The sequence below is a fragment of the Methanosarcina sp. DH2 genome, from assembly GCF_020804225.1.
In the GTDB taxonomy this organism is placed as follows: domain Archaea; phylum Halobacteriota; class Methanosarcinia; order Methanosarcinales; family Methanosarcinaceae; genus Methanosarcina.
Map to the genome: position 1 here is coordinate 83,949 of NZ_WJBI01000010.1, position 18,610 is coordinate 102,558.

12 protein-coding genes and 1 pseudogene are annotated in these 18,610 nt (G+C 37.9%); 9 read left to right on the top strand and 4 right to left on the bottom strand.

Going from position 1 to position 18,610, the window contains the following annotated elements; translation table 11 throughout:
• The first annotated feature begins 786 nt into the window (after nt 1-786).
• The 7 genes from FXV91_RS12065 to FXV91_RS12095 all read left to right on the top strand — a co-directional run bounded on the left by FXV91_RS12065 (nt 787) and on the right by FXV91_RS12095 (nt 9,995).
• A complete protein-coding gene (locus FXV91_RS12065; RefSeq protein ID WP_229390848.1) occupies nt 787-945 on the top strand; it encodes a hypothetical protein in 159 nt (52 codons plus the stop codon).
• Between the two features lie 644 nt (nt 946-1,589).
• Nucleotides 1,590-1,787 carry a hypothetical protein gene (locus FXV91_RS12070; RefSeq protein WP_229390849.1) on the top strand — a complete coding sequence of 66 codons (198 nt, stop codon included), beginning with the start codon at nt 1,590-1,592 and terminating at the stop codon, nt 1,785-1,787.
• 319 nt (nt 1,788-2,106) lie between these two features.
• Nucleotides 2,107-2,508, top strand: coding sequence for a PRC-barrel domain-containing protein (locus FXV91_RS12075; protein ID WP_229390850.1), 402 nt, complete (start codon nt 2,107-2,109; stop codon nt 2,506-2,508).
• A 398-nt stretch (nt 2,509-2,906) separates the two neighbouring features.
• Nucleotides 2,907-3,014, top strand: coding sequence for a DUF1328 family protein (locus tag FXV91_RS12080; RefSeq protein WP_229390955.1), 108 nt, complete (start codon nt 2,907-2,909; stop codon nt 3,012-3,014).
• 1,164 nt (nt 3,015-4,178) lie between these two features.
• Entirely contained in the window at nt 4,179-4,355 is a 177-nt protein-coding gene (locus FXV91_RS12085; RefSeq protein ID WP_229390851.1) for a hypothetical protein, read from the top strand.
• 396 nt (nt 4,356-4,751) lie between these two features.
• The gene (locus FXV91_RS12090; RefSeq protein ID WP_229390852.1) at nt 4,752-5,156 is read left to right on the top strand and encodes a hypothetical protein; all 405 of its coding nucleotides are present in this window, start codon (nt 4,752-4,754) and stop codon (nt 5,154-5,156) included.
• 1,248 nt (nt 5,157-6,404) lie between these two features.
• Nucleotides 6,405-9,995, top strand: coding sequence for a PAS domain S-box protein (locus FXV91_RS12095; protein WP_229390853.1), 3,591 nt, complete (start codon nt 6,405-6,407; stop codon nt 9,993-9,995).
• A gap of 1,303 nt (nt 9,996-11,298) precedes the next feature.
• Here the strand turns inward: FXV91_RS12095 and FXV91_RS12100 are convergent.
• Entirely contained in the window at nt 11,299-13,854 is a 2,556-nt protein-coding gene (locus FXV91_RS12100) for a PocR ligand-binding domain-containing protein (protein ID WP_229390854.1), read from the bottom strand.
• Between the two features lie 481 nt (nt 13,855-14,335).
• Nucleotides 14,336-14,554: a hypothetical protein gene (locus FXV91_RS12105; RefSeq protein ID WP_229390855.1), complete on the bottom strand. Its 219-nt coding sequence runs from the start codon at nt 14,552-14,554 to the stop codon at nt 14,336-14,338.
• 23 nt (nt 14,555-14,577) lie between these two features.
• Between FXV91_RS12105 and FXV91_RS12110 the strand changes: the two genes are divergently transcribed.
• Nucleotides 14,578-14,946, top strand: a complete 369-nt coding sequence (locus tag FXV91_RS12110; RefSeq protein ID WP_255680351.1) for an SDR family NAD(P)-dependent oxidoreductase — start codon at nt 14,578-14,580, stop codon at nt 14,944-14,946.
• Between the two features lie 337 nt (nt 14,947-15,283).
• On the opposite strand, the gene FXV91_RS12115 is transcribed toward FXV91_RS12110, so the two are convergent.
• Both FXV91_RS12115 and FXV91_RS20245 read right to left on the bottom strand, forming a co-directional pair.
• Nucleotides 15,284-16,510, bottom strand: coding sequence for a hypothetical protein (locus FXV91_RS12115; protein ID WP_229390857.1), 1,227 nt, complete (start codon nt 16,508-16,510; stop codon nt 15,284-15,286).
• Between the two features lie 370 nt (nt 16,511-16,880).
• Nucleotides 16,881-17,310: pseudogene (locus FXV91_RS20245) on the bottom strand (SAM-dependent DNA methyltransferase); the annotation flags it as partial.
• A gap of 259 nt (nt 17,311-17,569) precedes the next feature.
• On the opposite strand from FXV91_RS20245, the gene FXV91_RS12125 reads away from it, so the two are divergent.
• On the top strand, nt 17,570-18,583 hold the full coding sequence (locus FXV91_RS12125) for a hypothetical protein (protein ID WP_229390859.1): 1,014 nt from the start codon (nt 17,570-17,572) through the stop codon (nt 18,581-18,583).
• Nucleotides 18,584-18,610: the final 27 nt, after the last annotated feature.

An 18,610-nucleotide genomic window follows, 5' to 3' on the forward strand; every position in this document is an offset into this window, starting at 1 on the left:
TTTGAATTTGTCCTTATGCTCAGCCCATATATTGTTAAGAGCATTATCCTTTTGTTCATCATTGTTCTGTTGATTTAATCATTCGATCAAAGAGAAAGAAAGTGCTATCATACTTGGCTCATCAAACACGGTGCTTGTGTCCTTATTCCCCAACCTTCACACGGCGGAGGTCCTGAGTTCGAATCTCAGCGGGCCCACTTTGTTTTTTGTCTTTTACTCTGATTTTAAGAATGTATTGAGCCTCTATTCCAGCTATTTATTTTATTTCGAGATCAGATTTTATTCCTTGATGGCAACACTATTTAGTTTATTATTCATTCTCAATTATCTTGAGGTTTGCATGCAATCAAACTTGGAATCAACCTGAGCTCAGGATGAACGAGATATTCTGGATATAATTTCATTTACTAAAAATATTCATGAGTATAGATTATATTAAAATTAAAAGAGTATTTTTTTAAAAAATGTATGAAGTATTCAGGATTTATATTATCAAATATATGAAGAAAGGAACATAAAGAATAGATGGGATATTTCTAGTATTTAATCCACAGGAGGAATGAAAAAATATATAATATATCTTTTCTTCTTCTCCTCTTCTGTATTTTATCCATTTTCCTTAAAATTGTTATAACTGTTCTTGATGCTCTCGGTTAATTTTGAATTCTTTCATTTTCCTGGTATGTTGTGAACCGATTAAGTATTAATAACTATAATCTGTAACGATTTATCCTTGAAAAAATATTTATATATTTATACAGCCATGTTAGTAATGGGAGGTCCAAAATGATATTCGAAAAAGGATACACGGTTAGAAAAGTAAATACTTCACATGGCCTGGATATGTACATCTCCAGATTTGGTGAGATTGTAAGCGTTCTGCCATACAACCCAAGAGCTAATATTTCTAACTTAATTAAAAGAATAGAATCAATGAATTATTAAAAGTCGAGTATGCGAAGTTAACAAAACTTCAGCTATCTCTTTTTTCCTCCAGGTGTCTCTATAACCTTTTCATTTATCAATGATTGAACCTGCAGGGAATAATTATGATATGTAGTCTTAAGGTCCTCTTTATCCGGCTCTGCTTTACCCATCTCTTTTTATGCGTAAGCAAGCTGCCCATATTTAAACCCTGATTCAGGAAAATAGCAGGTTAAACGCAAGCTGCTTCCGGATAATACGGAAAATAAAAGCCCTAGTGGAAGATCTGGTGATATCTAGAAGGTCTTATTTTTTGGATATGATTTATGGATTGAGCTGGCTTTTATTTGTCCGAATATTAACATTAATATTTAAAATAAGCCAGTATTTTGGCATCATAACGGTTTTTTTGGCATCATAACGGTTTTTTTGGTATCATAACGGTTTATAGTTTTTTTGCATCGATCCTATAGTGGGTCCCAAAGGTTCGGATCGGGGCTACATTTTTCGCTACGCCTTTCACCTTTTTCATTACATCTTAACCACTAAATTTTGATTGTTTTATACATATGAAATAAATTTTAAATATACATGCCTATTTATAGGTTTAAATACTGTTATGTCATGCAGGATATTTGGGGAATCTAAATATATAACTCACCTGCATGAAAGGTCATATGGAATATGTGAGAAAGCTAAAATATATTTGGAGAGCTAAATTTATAGCTCACCTGCCTGAAAAAGATAAAGAGGTAAAAACCATGAGTAAAACAGACAAAATTATTGCACCAGAAGTTACTAAAGAAGCAGTAAAAGATGAGAAAGTATCAAATCCGGATGTCAAAGTAGAGACATCTAAATAATAATTCTTGTCTGTGAGTTATTAATTAAATCTGGAAAACCAGGCACAATTTACATGTTTGGAGAATGTAGAGATTCTCATGTTCATGGTTTTCAGTAACTCACCCACTACCCGATTTTGGTAATTGCCGTTGATAAAAGTCAGGGTAGTAATCCTGCAAAACTGAAAATTGCTGTTATCTTATTTTGATCTGGAATTTTATCTGGATCCAGATTCTGGTAGTAATGGGGAAAGAGATTTTGAAGTTGTGCTGAGTGCACAGGCTTTAATATATATCTCCTGAAATTTGAGGAGTTAGAAAAATTATAGGAGTTGGAAATATGGAAAGTACAGAGAATTCGCATTTTTTGTCAGCAAGCACGATAAAAGGGGATAAGGTAGTCAATAGAGCCGGAGAGGACCTCGGGAAGATTGAAGAGTTAATGATCGATCTCGAAGATGGAAGAGTAGCATATGCAGTACTCTCTTTTGGCGGATTCCTGGGTATGGGTAACAAACTATTCGCTATTCCCTGGAAGGCTCTTTCACTGAAGCCGCATGAGCACTCCTTCATCCTTAATGTCGATAAAGAAATCCTGGAAAAGGCAGAGGGTTTTGATAAAGACCATTGGCCTGTAATTGACCGCGGGTGGCTTGGCAGCATGTACATTTATTATGGCCACAAACCTTACTGGCAGGTAGAGTTGCCAGAGCAGACAGAGATTACACAACCGCTTAATTAAAAAGGAAAATATCTCTAGGAAGCTGTTTTAAAGTTCAAGTCATTCGTACAATTGGGTAATGAACAATACCAACTTTAAAAATCGTACTGTAAATTTTTTTCGAAATTCAGGTACATATCGGCCTTAAAGATAGTATTTTATTTCATAGGAATTACGCACTCGATATATGAAATCAAATGCATTAGCCATTATGGTTTAAATTTGCATTTTAGACATTTGACAGCTTAATGAGACTATTTTTCAGTTCAAATGCGTAAGTCCTATCCCAATTGTATACTCAAATTTAATTTTAATACAGGCACTAAATTATCGGTTAAATACCACTGGGGGAATGAAACATAATTGACTTGATAGGACTTGCAATATTCTTTTTAATATTAGCATTGATTGCATATATATTGGGCGCAAAAGGAATTGCCGGTTTCTCTATGCAGATTGCAAAATGGCTCATCATAATCTTTGTCATACTCGCTATTATCTCGATTTTATTTATCTCGAATTTATGAGGGCATGTTTAAAAAACTAAACCTTCAATTTTTGATAAGTTCGGGAAGTCCCTATTGTATAAAGAACTAATAGAATATAAAATCTCCAAAATCAATTTTATAAGCAGATAATTTGGGAGCAGAACTTACCATAACATATTCTTCCAGAAAGTAATCTGAAAGATTAATTGGCAATACAATCTTCACTCAGTAAATCTGCTAAGAAAGTGCATAAAAATAGACACTCTTAAAATTAAATAAACACTCTTAAAATTAAATAAACACTCTTAAAATTAGATCAAATTGAACGAAAATTAGAACTAAAGATACAATAGGATAACAACTGAATAGGATAATGACTGATGGGAAATAAAATATTTGACAGAATTAAAAAGGTACTGACTGCTAAAAAGGTGCTGAGTATTTTTGTGGTGCCTTTTTTTGTAGCGTCAATAACAGCTATAGTAGTAATCTCATTGGCATATAACATGGGAATAAAATTTGCCAATAATCTATTCTTCCAAAAATGAATCTGGAAGATTAATTGTAAAAATAATCTCTACATTTAAGTTTTTTATCCCTCAATAATTTCTGTGTTCAACTCATTGAGAACAGCAACGTTTTACCTAAAATGGTACTATTTCACTAGTTTTCAGGTTTTTTTTGGAATTAAAGGCTTTCGATACTTCCTTTTCGAACGCTTTAACTTTTGTTTCAAGATAAGATTTGCTTCCGGTTTGCACAACTTTAAGTTCGCCATTAAATTCTTCATTAAGGGAAATCACAGACAAAGACTTGCCATTATATCTTGTTTTGAAAACATAAGCAGTTTCTCCGACAAGATTAATTTCCGATTGCTGTAAACTTATAAAAGGGTATTTGATATGTAGTTTTGCCCTGTGTTGTATGGCTCTTCGTAGTATTTTGAATCCATTATGTTTACTTTAAATATCATTCGTACAGTACGAAAACTATAAATAGTATACGTCTGGATGGTCAGATAGACATAGTAATTATATTAAAACAAAAGAGAACTCGCAAGAATCAAAGTGAACCAAATAAACTTTATTGTTAGGGATGAGGGAGACCCATATATTTTTTATTTAACCGGTTTGTGGGCAAGGTTATCGGTTATCATGGGTAAAGGTATTGGTTATATGAGTAATACAAGGAGATATTAAGAAAATGATAGAAGATATATCTTTTTTTGGATACTTTATTTTCTTTTTTTTATTCAGTAGGGTCATACTTCAAATTGTGTCAGGTGTTATTCGGCTGCTTTTGAAAAAAGGCGGAACCCCCGTAGAAAATGAATACCACAAATTGTATGAAGAAAGCATGGAATGGGTAAGGAAATCATGAGCTCAAAACTTTCAAATAAACCGAGCAAAACGGGAGTACAAAAAGAATACCTCCCTAAATAAAAGAATATCCCCCTGAATAAGAGAATATCCCCTAAATAAAAGAATATCTCTCTAAATAATCCCTTGGATTTTTTTCGAAACTCTGACTATTGTGCTCCTATGATCACAGAAAATGTTACAACATACTACATGCGGTTGACGAAGGATTCGTCAATACTTCTGATTTTCACGTAACCAAAATTATGATTACTTGAAGTTCTGATTAATCTCAAGAGACTGCTTGAATACGTAGAGATTGAAATGATTGATTGAAATGATTGATTGAAATGATTGATTGAAATGATTGATTGAAATGATTGATAGATACCTGGGAATAGATACATGGAGTTAAAAAATGAGTGAAAAACCGTCAAACAAACCATCAAAATCGATTTTATGGCCGATTAATCACTGGCGGATTATCATTATTCTTGAATCAGTTAAAGAAGTGCTCCATCAGACTGTGATGGCGAGGGGAATACCCACAAATGTAGGTATCGCTAATGCAGGAAAACATTGTATAGTGATTTTAGGGCATAAAGAGATACAGGATCACAAAATAGAATTGCTTGCAGATGATACGGTTTATACTTGTGTGGCTGATTCGAAGGGGAGATTATCATCTATAGGGCCTAAGAACGTGGGAAAGGATGTTACTGTTCTCTTGCGTTTGGAATTACATAAAGAGGATAAAAAAGGCACAGAGCAAGAAGAAAAATTGAAGAAGCTTAAAGATAATCTGGCTGAAAAACAAGAATAGCTTAACTGGCTGGCAAAGCAGACTGAAGAATTAGAGAGGGAATGATGATAAAACCCAAAAGCGATGACCAAAAGTAAGATATATCGATCTATCATTATTATATATGGTAATTGGAGTGTATGAACTAGGAAGAGTTCGAGTAAGAATTGGCCCGGTCATACTCAACCTTTTGATTCTTTTATTTTTGGTACTGCTTGGGTTGTTTACAGCTGAGTTGGTTCTCAAAAGTTTGATAATTTATAGTTTTTTTTGAAAAGCCTCGGCTTTTCTTTTGTTTTTCTTTTGTTTTTCTTATTTTTCTTTTGTTTTTCTTATTTTTCTCTTATTCTTCTCTTATTTTTCTCTTATTTTTCTCTTATTTTTCTCTTATTTTTCTCTTATTCTTCTCTTATTTTGCTATTTTTTCATATTTTTTAATCTGGCTTAATTTCAGTCTCTACATTCGACTTTCTCAGGTATTCCTTTGTTCCCATATTCAAAGAAAAAAACAGTCTAAAACATCATAATTAACTCCTAAAATCAAGTTATGCGCGGTCACCCCGCAAAAAAGGCAGAAGATATGGAGAAAGAGAAGTGGCGAGGAAAACTGTGCCATGCCCTGTGAGAACTACCTGTTTTCTGCACAATGGCATGGTTACTCGAGAGTAATTTTGAGGAAACACCTATTTTGAGAAATTAAAAATATAATATTCACCCGATACCGGGCTTTTTTTGAAATCTATGAATTTAACGTCGACTTCAAACGGAGGAGGTCCTGAGTTCGAATCTCAGCAGACCCATCATGCTTGTTTTACGATTTTAATATTAAAGAGAGGTTCTGTTCTACAACTTCAAGCCTTGATTCAAAGTTGATGGTTCTTCAAACTGTGCTAGATTTGTGTTATTATCGATCTGAGTGTTGCATATTGATCACATTCCAGTTCCTTAGAACAGTTTAAATTCAAAATTTATTATATTAATAGAGTGGTCTTTGCATAGTATTTGTGAGGTCATCCCGCCCTGTAGATACGTTTACAATACTACTGTTATCCGGAATTTCATTAGAGTGCCTGGGGAACACAGTTAATCAAAAGCAAAAACTTATGAGAGACAGCAATTAAAACAAAGGAAATTATGGCAAAATCTAATGAACTAAAAAACAGAAACAAAAATAATTTAATAAAATATATATATTACATTATACTAAAATAATAATGAAAGCTATCCACAATATATGGTATTTTGATCACTGGAATTTAACTGAAAAACATGACCGAAGAGTATCACAACCATACCACTGAGCCTTCAGACCTGTCGGCAAAACACCACGAATGTTTTGAGAACCTCATTGACGACCTACCCCTTGGAATACTTTCATGTGATAGAGAAGGAAATATTACCGCACTAAATGATTTTCTGTTGAATCTACTTGGGTCTCCTTCCGCGGATTTCACAAAGCAATTCAACGTACTTACTTTTCTACCTCTGGTTGAAAGTGGCATATCAGCTGCTATTGAAGAAACATTTACAACAGGCAGGAACTCTTCGATAGAAACGCTTTACAGATCGGTCCGGAATAAGGAACTTTTTCTAAGTTTTAAGGTCTTTCCCCAAAAAGATGAGAAAGGATTCGTTTACGGATGTCATGCGATTATTGAAGACCTTACTAATAAAAAAAGAGAAAAGGCTGCACTTGAACAAAGTACACGCAAGGACAAACTGATATCACAGATATCTGATCGTTTTATAAATAGTAACTTTAAAAATATTGACAGGGACATCAATAAGACTTTAAAAGACCTGGCGGATTTCATAGGTGCAGATCGAGCGTTTCTGTTCAGTGTTGCTGAAAACACAGACTACATCATCAAAACACATGAGTGGCGTGCAGATGGTGTAATCTCCAAAATACAACTTAACGAGAAATCGGATACTAAAAAGCTTGTATTTGAACGACTGAGTAATTTTCAGATTGTTAATATCCCTGACATTGATAAAATTCCGAAAGAAAAAGAGTATTTACAGAAGATGCTGCAGGATCTGAATATTAAATCCGTTGCGATGATTCCTCTTTCACGCTACGGCACTTTTAAAGGCTTTATCGGAGTCGATTCAAAAAGAAAAAGGTGTAATTGGGATAATAAAGAACTTAATGTTTTGAAGATTGCCGGGGGTATGATAGCAAATATCCTCGAACGCAAAAATACAGAGTCGATGCTACTTAAAAGAGAAAAGGAATATGAAGAGATCGTTAATTCCCTGGATGCAGCGATCTGGAAAGCTACCTTTGACAAAGAAGGAAATGTACTGAATACCTATATTTCCAAACCTGTAAATAAAGTACTGAGACTCCCGGATGGCATCATAGAAGATGACTGGGATAAGCTTTTTGCGCATATCGATCCGGAAGATATGGCGAAAGTAATGGAAGCACTTGAACAGTCTTTTAAGCAACCTGATACTCCTCTGAGCATAGATTACAGACTGGTATCTAATGACGGCAGACCCGTCTGGATAAACACCATAGGATCTTCTCACCGCCTGGATGATGGAACCTTTATTACATACGGAACATCAGTGAACATTACCGACAAGAAGATGGCTGAGGAAGAAGTCATTCGTAGTGAGAAGCGATACAGATTTCTTATAGAACAACTGAGCGATGCTGTTTTTATAAATACTCTCGAAGGGCAGATACTGGAAGTGAACGATAGCGCCTCTAAGATGCTCGGATATTCAAAGGAAGAGTTACAAAAAATGAATGTTCATGACCTGTTGATCCCGGAAAGTCTGAAGAAAGGTCAGGAGGTAATGAAAAGATTAGGAATTGAAAGGGCTGTACGGGGTGATACTAAATGTCTCACTGCAAATGGGGATATTTTAGATGTGGAGATAAGTGCCAGACTCCTTGAAGGATATCATGGTATAGCCCAGGCAGTTGTCAGAGATATTACACATCGCAAGCAGACAGAAAATAAACTGCGTGAAAGTGAGGCTCTTCTGAGTGAAGTCGGCAGAATAGCCAAAATCGGAGGATGGGAGCTTGATGTAGTGTCCGGTGTGATTATATGGACACCTGAAATTGCAAGGATTCATGGAAAAGACGAGTCTGTGAATCCAGAGAACAGGTTGTATAGCTTTCCCTCCGGCTCAAGAGAAATCTTTGGAAAAGCAATTAATGATGCTGCGAAGAAAGGTAAATCATTTGATCAGGAACTGGAATTCATTTCAGCAAAAGGTAAACATAAATGGGTAAGAACAATTGTCAGTCCGGTAATAAAAGATGATAAAGTTATAAAATTAGTTGGTACACTGCAGGATGTAACAGAGCGTAGAGAAGCCCAGGAAGAACTGAAGCGCAATGAGGAAAGATACAGGGCACTTTTCGAACAATCAAATGACGCCATATTCCTGAATCGGCTTGACGGTCAGATAGTGGAAGTAAGTAAGAAAACCTGTGAGATGTTTGGATACACAGGGGAAGAACTTCAGGCAATGAATGTGGTAGATCTCTTGCCTCCTGACCAGAGAGATGCCGGTACTCTGGCAATGGAGAGATTAAGAAAAAAGAGATTTATTCATATCAATACAGTGTACGAAAAAGCAGATGGTGAGACCTTTGATGCAGAAGGCAGTTCCAAGGTGCTTGAGGGACACCCTAACCTTGCCCTTGCCGTGGTGAGAAATGTCAGTGAGCAGAAGAAAGCAGAAGAAAAAATAGCCAGAAGTGAAATTAAATACAGGAGCGTTTTTGAGAAGTCGAATGACGCCATAATAATCCACAACTTTACCGGACGAATACTTGAAGCAAACAAAATGACCTGTGAAATATTGGGTTATAGTGAAGAAGAATTAAAACAAAAATCAATAAAAGAACTGATTTACCCAGAAGAAAGGGAAGAAGCCAGATCCGAAATGATGAAAGTAAGGACAACGGGTTCCACACGTAAGGAATTCAGAATGATACGATCAGACGGATCTTTTATCTTTACGGACATTAGTGCTTCACTACTCCAGACGCAAAATAACACCATCCAGGCTGTGATAAGAGATATAACCGACCGTATACAGGCGGAAGCAGCTATGCTCAATGCCAGGATAGAAGCAGAAACTGCCAACCGCACAAAGAGTGAGTTCCTTGCTAATATGAGTCACGAACTGCGGACGCCTCTGAATTCCATCATTGGTTTTTCGGATATTCTCATTGAGAGAATTTTTGGGGAACTCAACGAAAAACAGCTGAAGTACATTAAGAATATATCTGTAAGCGGAAGACACCTCCTGGGACTTATAAACGATATTCTTGACCTCTCAAAAGTGGAAGCTGGAAAAATGGAAATACATTACAGTGAGTTTTCTGTTGTCTCGGTTTTCGAAGAGGTAAAGGCTACTCTCTTCCCCCTTGCCCAGGACAAATCCCTTGAAATAGACTTTAAAGTAGGACCGGGCTCTGGAGATATTCAGGCTGATAAAAACTATCTTATCCAGATCCTTTATAATCTTGTTAGCAATGCAATTAAGTTTACTCCGGAAGGAGGCAGGGTCTCGATCCACTGTGAAAAGAGCAGAGACAGAGCTCTTTTTTCCGTAAAGGATACGGGAATAGGTATTTCTTCTGAGGACCAGAAAAAACTTTTTCAGTCATTTACTCAGATCGATTCCTCATCCGCCAGGCAGTACTGCGGGACAGGGCTTGGGCTTGTTCTCGTGAAGAAACTTGTAGAACTTCACGGCGGGAAGATCTGGATTGAAAGCGAAGTTGGAAAGGGAAGCAGTTTCACATTTGAATTACCAGTAGGGAATGAAGACGACATCAAATTAGAATTTGATTTTAAAAATTTAACCAGTGCACAAAAATAATCACGAATCGCGATTTTAGAGATATTTTTAGAATAGAGCCAATCCTTAAATGAATCAATGTGCTATAACCGGGTATCATTAAGAGTTGGATTGTCGTTTTTTTCCTGATCTGCCTGAGATATTTCTCATGACATTGATGTTGCAATTACATTGGCCTTCACATGTCGGAGGTCCTGAGTTCGAATCTTAGCGGGACCATAATACGTACTTTTTCAACGTACTCTTTTTAAGGAAATATATCATAAGACTAAATATGGTCCGGAAAATGGACATAATATGATTTTCTTTCAGAAAAAATGAAAATTTGATCCACATACACCAGTAGATGAGGAAGTTGTAATGTTTATGTCAGCGGGAGAGACATTAGAGTATTGTCCGGGAAATTGAATTGCCCTTTACCACACGCGATGGAAACCCTGAACTTGCCGGGGGTTATGAATATTTAGAGTCAAAAAATGTATTTTTTCCTAACAAACATTTCCTGAGTGAACCAGATAATAAATACTTACTGAAAGGCGGAAAAGTGCCTACGCTGCGATGTAAATGTGTGATTCTGGCTATTTCCATCCACTCCATATAAGGATCATGTCCAGAAAGACAGGGCAATATGGAGTGATTTTGAAAACCCATGGAATAGATCAGAATAGATGAAAGAGTTCTGGGATTACTCCACTTTATACTTTATTTTCAGTAGGGACCAGTGCGAAACCCAGCTGTCCGTAATAGGAAAAGAGTGTTAACGTTCCAGTTATTGCTGACATCTAAAGTTGTTGCTGGCATCTAAAGTTGTTGCTGGCATCTAAAGTTGTTGCTGGCATCTAAAGCTTAAACGTCAAAAACATTAAAAAGAAAGGCTCTTTGCTGTTTTTAATGGGTAGCTTACATCCGTTTCCAAATATCATATTCAATCTCTTTATTTTCTTTATTTCTCTTTTTTGATTGGAAACTTACGACGATCAATATTCAAAAGTTGATCTAAGATAACAGCAGGTTAAGCATCAATCTGCTTCCGGAGAATACAGAGAATAAAACGCTATAATGGAAGTATTGGTAAACAATTCCACAATTTCAAGATTCCACAATTTCAAGATTCCACAGTTTCAAGAATAGAAAATATTACCATCAGGATTTTCCACTCAAATACTGTATCTCTGCAGTTTGTCTATTTGAGTTAAACCAAACGAATTAACATAGCCACTTCGAGTATATATCACGCTTTGAAGCTTAAAAACAAGTTCCCTTAAACCCGACAGCAATTTTATTGCTCTGGTTCGATTCCGATTCAAGTAGACATAACTCAAGTTTAGACATTTCCAAACCGGATAGCGAATTTTGTTCCACGATTCTTTTTGAGTTCTATACGACCATTTATTTGCTCAACAAGAAGATTTACAAGCTGAAGTCCAAGGGAGTCCGTGTTTGAAAACTCAATTTCTTCGGGAATGCCTTTTCCGTTATCCTCTACAGTGAGTATGTAATGTAAACCGTTTTTTCCCATGCAGGAAGTGCACGGGCCTGGGGTGTCAGAGTTTGCGGCAAAACTTTCTTTTTTGAAGAAGCTTATATGAATTTCGCCCGCTTTTCCAGAGGGGAAGGCATGTTTCAGGGAATTTGAGACCAGCTCGTTTACAATAATGCCAAGGGGTATTGCAATATCCATATCAAGATGAATATTCTCAAGGTCCAGCTTCAGGCTGATACTACTATTTCTAAGATTATATGAATCGAAAAGATCTGCAGTCAGCTTCTGAAGATAAGCTGCAAAATCAAGTGTGTCCAGCTCGTTTCCCTTATAGAGTTCTTCGTGAATCAGGGCCATTGAAGCTACACGGTTCTGGCTTTCCCTGAAGGCTTCAAGCATTTTTGCATCACTGAATTTTTCAGCTTCGAGACTGAGCAGGGAGGAGATTACTTGCAGGTTATTTTTGATTCTATGGTGGATTTCTTTTATGTGGGTTTCCTGTATTTTTTCCAGAGCTTCTTCAGCCTTTTTACGCTCAGTAATATCCTGAATTATCCCCTTGGCTCGAACAGGGATATTATTCTGATCAAAAATAATTTCTCTCTCCGCATGAACTGTGCGTTCCTCCCCATTATCCAGGACGATTCGATAATCAATGCCATGGCGCTCCCCTGTTAATTTTCCCTTAATTATATTAATCACATAATCCCGGTCATCGGGGTGCACATAGTTTAAAAGCTCGTCATAACTTGCATCGGATTTTTGAGGATCACGTTTAAAAATACTGAAAAGTTCTGCAGACCAGTGAACTTTACCGGTCACAAGGTCCAAGTCCCAATTTCCAAGGTGTGCCATTTTTTGAGCTTCAGAGAGGCTTTTCTCACTTTCTTTTAATGATTTATAAGCACCTTCAAGCTGCATTGTTCGCTCTTCAACCAGTTTTTCTAAATTATCGTGTGCTTTTTTTAGAGCTTTTTCTGCCTTTTGAAGTTCCGTAATATCACGTGCAGCAGCAAAGACCCCGATAACCTCACCAGATTCGCCCTTATAAACTGAGGCATTATACAAAACAGGAGTTATACGCCCATCCTTATGCTGAATCTCAAGAGGGTAATTCCGTACCAATCCTTCCTGAAACACATGCCTATAGACTTCTTTCGCTTTTTCAGGCTCAGTAAAATAGTCTGAGAAATCGGTACCTATGAGTTCGTCTCGGGAATAGCCGGTAACTGTTTCAGTGGAATTATTGACATCGGTTATTTTTCCGTCCGGCCCGATGGTTACAAGGGGATCCGGACTGGCTTCAATCAAACTGCGGTTATAAATATTTGATATTCTCAGAGCTTCTTCTGCTTTTTTGCGCTTGGTGATGTCCTGCGTTATACCGAAACCGCCGATCAGCGTTCCGTCTTTTTCAAATTCAAGATATGCTTTTTCACGTACCCACTTGATCTTACCGTCCACGATAATACGGTGCTCTATGTCGTATGGTTCCCCTTCTAGCCCTGCCTTCCATTCTTTGTCGACATATTCTCTGTCATCCGGATGAATCGTTGAAAGAAAAGTCTCATAGGTCAAAGGGGTACCTTTTGGGATGCCGAAGATAAGGTGATTTTCATCAGACCACGTCAATTCATTTTTACGTACATCCAGACGCCAGCTTCCGATATTTCCCACAGTCTGGGCGCGGTCGAAATCTTCCCTGTTCTCCTCCAGCGCATTCACAAGGGCATCACGTTCCGTCAGCGCCTGGGCCAGTTTGATGTTGCTGTAGCTTAGCTGTGAGAGCATATTGGCAAAGGTCATGAAGAAGCCCATGCCAGTGTCCACAGCCTCCCTGCTCAACCGAGGAACTTTTTCAAGCGCTTCTATGTATTCCTCTTCATTGAAACCGTATCGTTTAGCCTGAGACCGGAAAAGCTCATAGTCAAGAGGCTCGTCCTCAAAAAAGAATTGCCCTGCGAAGACATAGCCGACGTGCCGCCCGCCCACGATGATAGGGGTTACTACGTCCCACATATTGTTCCTGCACCTGTACAGCTTGAACTCTCCCGGAGAAATGCCCTCCGAGAGCTTTATGTTGCTTTCTACGCAATGTTTGCAGGTTTCGGGATGAACCCTGTGGAATCTGGTGCAGATATCCTGCCATCCAACGCCTACCAGAACATTGCCTTTGAGATCGTTTAAGCCCATGGGGATGTGAGTAAGTTTATAAAAATTATCCATCAGGGGCTGGATAGCCTCGACATCAAGGATCTCGGCCAGCTCCAGGTTCTCTATCGTCCGGGCAGGAGAGAGACTGTTCTTCGACTTCAGCCTGAAACATTGTTCACTCTGGCTCAGAACTTCCTCTACTCGCTTTCTATCCACGCCAGAATTATTCAGTTTTTCTCTCATTTCATATCTTCTCCAACCAGGAAGAGTTAACTTGTCTGTCGCGTCAAGCAGGAAGATCTAACCATATATTTTCCTATTTTCCAGGAAGATTGTGTCTGCTTGCGATTGTCACCATATATTATTAATAGGTTTTTATATAAAAATTGCATATAAGTTTTATCAGGTAATTGATAATCTAAAAGCTATTACAATAAGTAGTATGTGTTTTTGATGAATGATATTAAACACAGAATTGTTTTCTGATCAATTATAAGATATGGCAGAAGACACGGTTTTGTGAATCAACTTAAATTAATGTCTCGTACTTAAAAAAAGTAGGCAGCCAGAAGTCAGAAACACCAAAGACATGGAACTAAATTTGAAAGCCCTGAAAAAAAACTGATCCTGGAATTGCCATTGAATACCTGAGTGTGACTTTGACTACATCATCCCACAAAAAAAGATTATGAAAAAACCTGCAGACTGCAGGACAGGCGTTGAATTATTCCAGAACACGTCCGCTACTGGGTTTCAAAATAACGACCCCTTTCGTCATTATGGCTGGAGCCACCTCGAGCATGGGCAATTCAGCAAGTGCCTTGATGATATGCCACTGTCCAGGGTTCTGTTCCCAGCTCAGTTGTGTCCATTTGACAGTGCCACTGCCTGCCCAGGCGCTGTGGATCTCGGCACCCTGGGGATAAAGTATAGGCTGGCTCAAATCCGCTCCTGAACCACCGACTTTTGGAATATAGCGCCACCAAATATGCAGTGATCGGGATGAGTGAAAGCATGAGGTACGAATTTGCAGAAGAGGGCATTCATTTCTCAGTGGCATGCCCTGCAGCTGTCGTTTCGCGCATCTGGAAAAAGCCGATACTCGGCCCTGTTCATGAAGAAGTAGAAGCCCCTGAAGATGCAATTCCAGCAGAAGAAGCCGCGAGGATAATCCTTGAGGGTGTTGCAGAGAAAAAAGGAATCATTGTGGTACCAGAAGAGCCGGGGGGCTGGCTCTGGCATGAATATTGTATTTCTTCTGAAGCCGCAGAGGACTTCCTGATGAAAATGGCTCACGAGCGGCGGATAGAATGGTCAAAAAAGCAAAAAGTATGAAGGAGAAGGTGTGAAGGAATAGAAACGCGGCACCTGATTGCTTTCGGAATCCGGGGTTTAAAACCACCTTAACATGGAGGAGGGCGAGAGTTCAAGTATCAACGAGCCCTTTTCTATTTAATCTTTGTTCATTATTTCCGGCTTTTTATTTTCCAGTTTTTTCGTGCTTAATTTCATTTCATAAATAAGTATAGGTAGTGGAAGAGTCACTGAATTTGATCAATAACTCTCCAAAACTTATTATAATTCAATCTGTTTTAATCTGTTTTTCAATCTGTTATTCAATGTGTTATTCAATGTGTTTTTAAATATGTTTTTTATTATATTTCGATCTGTTTTACCGTCTCCTATCAAGGACACACCAAGCAAACCGATGATAAGAAATAATTTCAAACCCTGTGATATTTTTGCTTGTGCTTTCTTCCCTCTCCGGCTCGGGGTTAACCTCTAATCCAGATGCCGGGTTAACTTCTGACCTTATTTCGGGTTCAACTTCTGACTTTGCATCCTTCCCTAAAACAGTACACACATAGATGTCATTGTTTCCATTGCGGTGGTCCCGCCACATGATCCTGTTCCCCCAGATATCAAGCTCCCCCCACTGGTTTGATTCGTTGGTTGTTATCTGAGTTTCAGTGGAGGTGAAAAGGTCATACATGTAGATATCCAGGTTTTCCCACCCTTTGCGATAATCCACCCACACTATCCTGTCTCCGTAGACTGCAGGCCCGTAATCTACTGATCCGCTTGCGGTTATTTGAGATTCGACGGAGGTAGAAACATTATACATGTATATGTCTGCTTTTCCGTTGCGGGCATCAGTCCAGATTATTCTGTCCCCGTAGATGGCAGGAGAGTACTGTGCTGCAGGGTCGGTGGTGATTTGAGTCTCTCTGGAAGTTGAGAGGTCGTAAAGGTAAATATCCAGATTTCCATTGCGGGAATCCTGCCACACTATCCTGTCCTCGTAGATGGCAGGGTATTCCTGCATTGACTCATTGGTGGTAATCTGGTATTCAGTGGAGGTGGAAAGGTCATACATGTAGATATCCCAATTTCCAGTCCTGTTACCCTCTTTATCCCAACCTCCTCCGTTGCGTGTATCCTCCCAAACTATCCTGTCCTCATAAATGTCGGGGGCATATTGACCTGACATGTTTGTTGTAATTTGAGTTTCAGTGGAAGTGGTTAGATTATACATGCAAATATCCGCATTTTGATAGCTATTGCATGTATCCTCCCATACTATTCGATTCCCGTAAATAACAGGGTTTCTGTGATCGAAACTACTATTCGTAATCCAGGTTTCCTCTTGAGTCGAAAGATTGTACATGTAGATGTCCCAGTTCTTCCCGTTGCGCAAATCCTGCCACACTACCCTGTCCCCGTAGATTGAAGGACAGGCTTCATCCGAAATGTTTGTGGTGATTTGAGTCTCATTTATGGTAAGCCGGTTACTGTGTAGAGAAAATGCCAGCGCCACAGGTAAAGTGGAAATAAACAAAACAAAAACCAGAGCTGTTAAAGCTAAAAATATTAAGTACCGATCTTCCCTATTTTCCATTCACTATTCCCCTTAACAATGTAATATCTGAACTTCAGGTAATTTTAAATGTTTTCATTTGAATCCAGATTTTAGGGAAGTGCCCCAAGTTAGGACGATTTATCGAGGGAAAAATGACAAATCAAAGATTTCCGGAATAAAAAAGAGTATTAACGTTCCCGGTCATTGCTGACATTTAATTTTGTCACTGATATCCCTGTGTAGGATTCAGCATAAAAATAAAAGTGCCAACTTTTTTGTGAAGAGATAATTTACGCATGGTTTCCATGAGGTGTATATTGTTTGAGACTAAAAAATATGAAAAAATACTGAAAGAAAGTAAGATATATTTAAAAAAATAAGAATGTGTTTGCATAGGCAGACAATAGTTTCAATTACCGTCCCCATTTCCATTAATTGTAACCATAATCTCCTTGAAACTTGCCAGTGAAGCCTCCATATACTCAATAATCTCATTTGCAAGAATATCGGGATCCGACAGGTTGTCTAGATCAGCGAGACTTTTGTCTTTGAGCCAGAATATGTCCAGATTTGTTTTATCCCTTGATACAATTTCGTCATAGCCGAATTTTCGAAACTTGCCTTCGGGAGATTCTTCACTCCAAGTCTCTTGCGGCTGTGGCGATTTTCCGGGTTATAGCATTTGATGAAGTCTTCCAGGTCTGAAAACTTCATCGGGTTCTTCTTCAATGTATGGTGCACATTGGTGCGGTAGTCGTAGATCCACACTTTTTTGTCCATGGTTCTTTAGCTGCAGATTTTGCTTCAAAGAAAAGCACACTTGCTTTTACGCCGTTTGAGAATTGAAGTCTGCAATTTTATTTCATAACAAAAATTGATATGTAATAAAGGTTGGAAAATATTTTATTCGCAAAATTATATAATTGCTTAGTCTCTTTACTAATATATCACATAATTTATTGGGTAAATAGTCCAGATTTGGATTAATATACCTTTAGTAATAAATGATTCAGATATTATTACAGAACCTGAAAAAATATCCGAATCATATAAACTGTACATTAACTTTGAAAAATAAAGCTATCTGGGGGAAAATAAATGAAAAATAAGGGGAAGCTATGTTCAATAACTTTAGCTTCAACATTCCTGGTTTTTGTTTTTTTAATTTTAATTTCAGCTGCAGCTTCAGCGGCTCAAGTTACGAAAATTGGCACAGGATACGATCCTGCTGTTTATGGTAACGAGGTAGTATGGACAAATGGGGTTGTTATTCATCTATACAACCTGACCGACGGAACAGACACTAAGGTTAGCTCTTCTGGAGCATCCAGTCCAGATATTTACGACAACAAATTAGTGTGGCATGATGAAAGTAGCGGAACACCAAGGCTTACTGTATACGATATTCCTACAGCCACAAAAAGTTACATCACGCAGGATGTAGACCAATATAGTAAACCTGCTATTTACGGCGACAGAATCGTCTGGAGTGCAAATGATAGTGTATATCTGATGAACATGTCTACATCCACACAGACAAAAATAGGAAATGGTAGTAATCCTGACATATATGACACAAAAGTGGTGTATTACTCATATTCAGAAGATCCAGAAGCGGATATAACTATCAGAATGTATGACATCAATACGAAGGAAAAAATAACTGTCAATTCGTATGGAGATCCAAACATACCGCATATATGGGGTACTAAAGTCATCTGGTCTGACGTATATAATCATCAGGGATATATTGCGATGTACGATACGTCAACAAATGAAACTATAGACGTTACAAATCAACTTGACACCGATCCAGATGGAAATGAATATGGAGCCAGTACAGGGACACACATTGCCATACAAAATGATAAAATTGCATACAATAAAGTTGTTGATGATTATGAAGGCAAACCTGGAGTATACGTATATAACATAACCACAGGACAAAGCACACTGATATATGGCTATCTTGAAGATGTTTATACGACACCAGAAATATACAATAACACTGTTGTATGGGGAATAGACAAGAACTACGTTGATGGTTCGCAAAGCAATGACATCTATTTATATAACTTTTCAGAACAACCCGAAAATCTCACAGTAAGGTGAGTGGTGGACATCCACCACAACATTTTA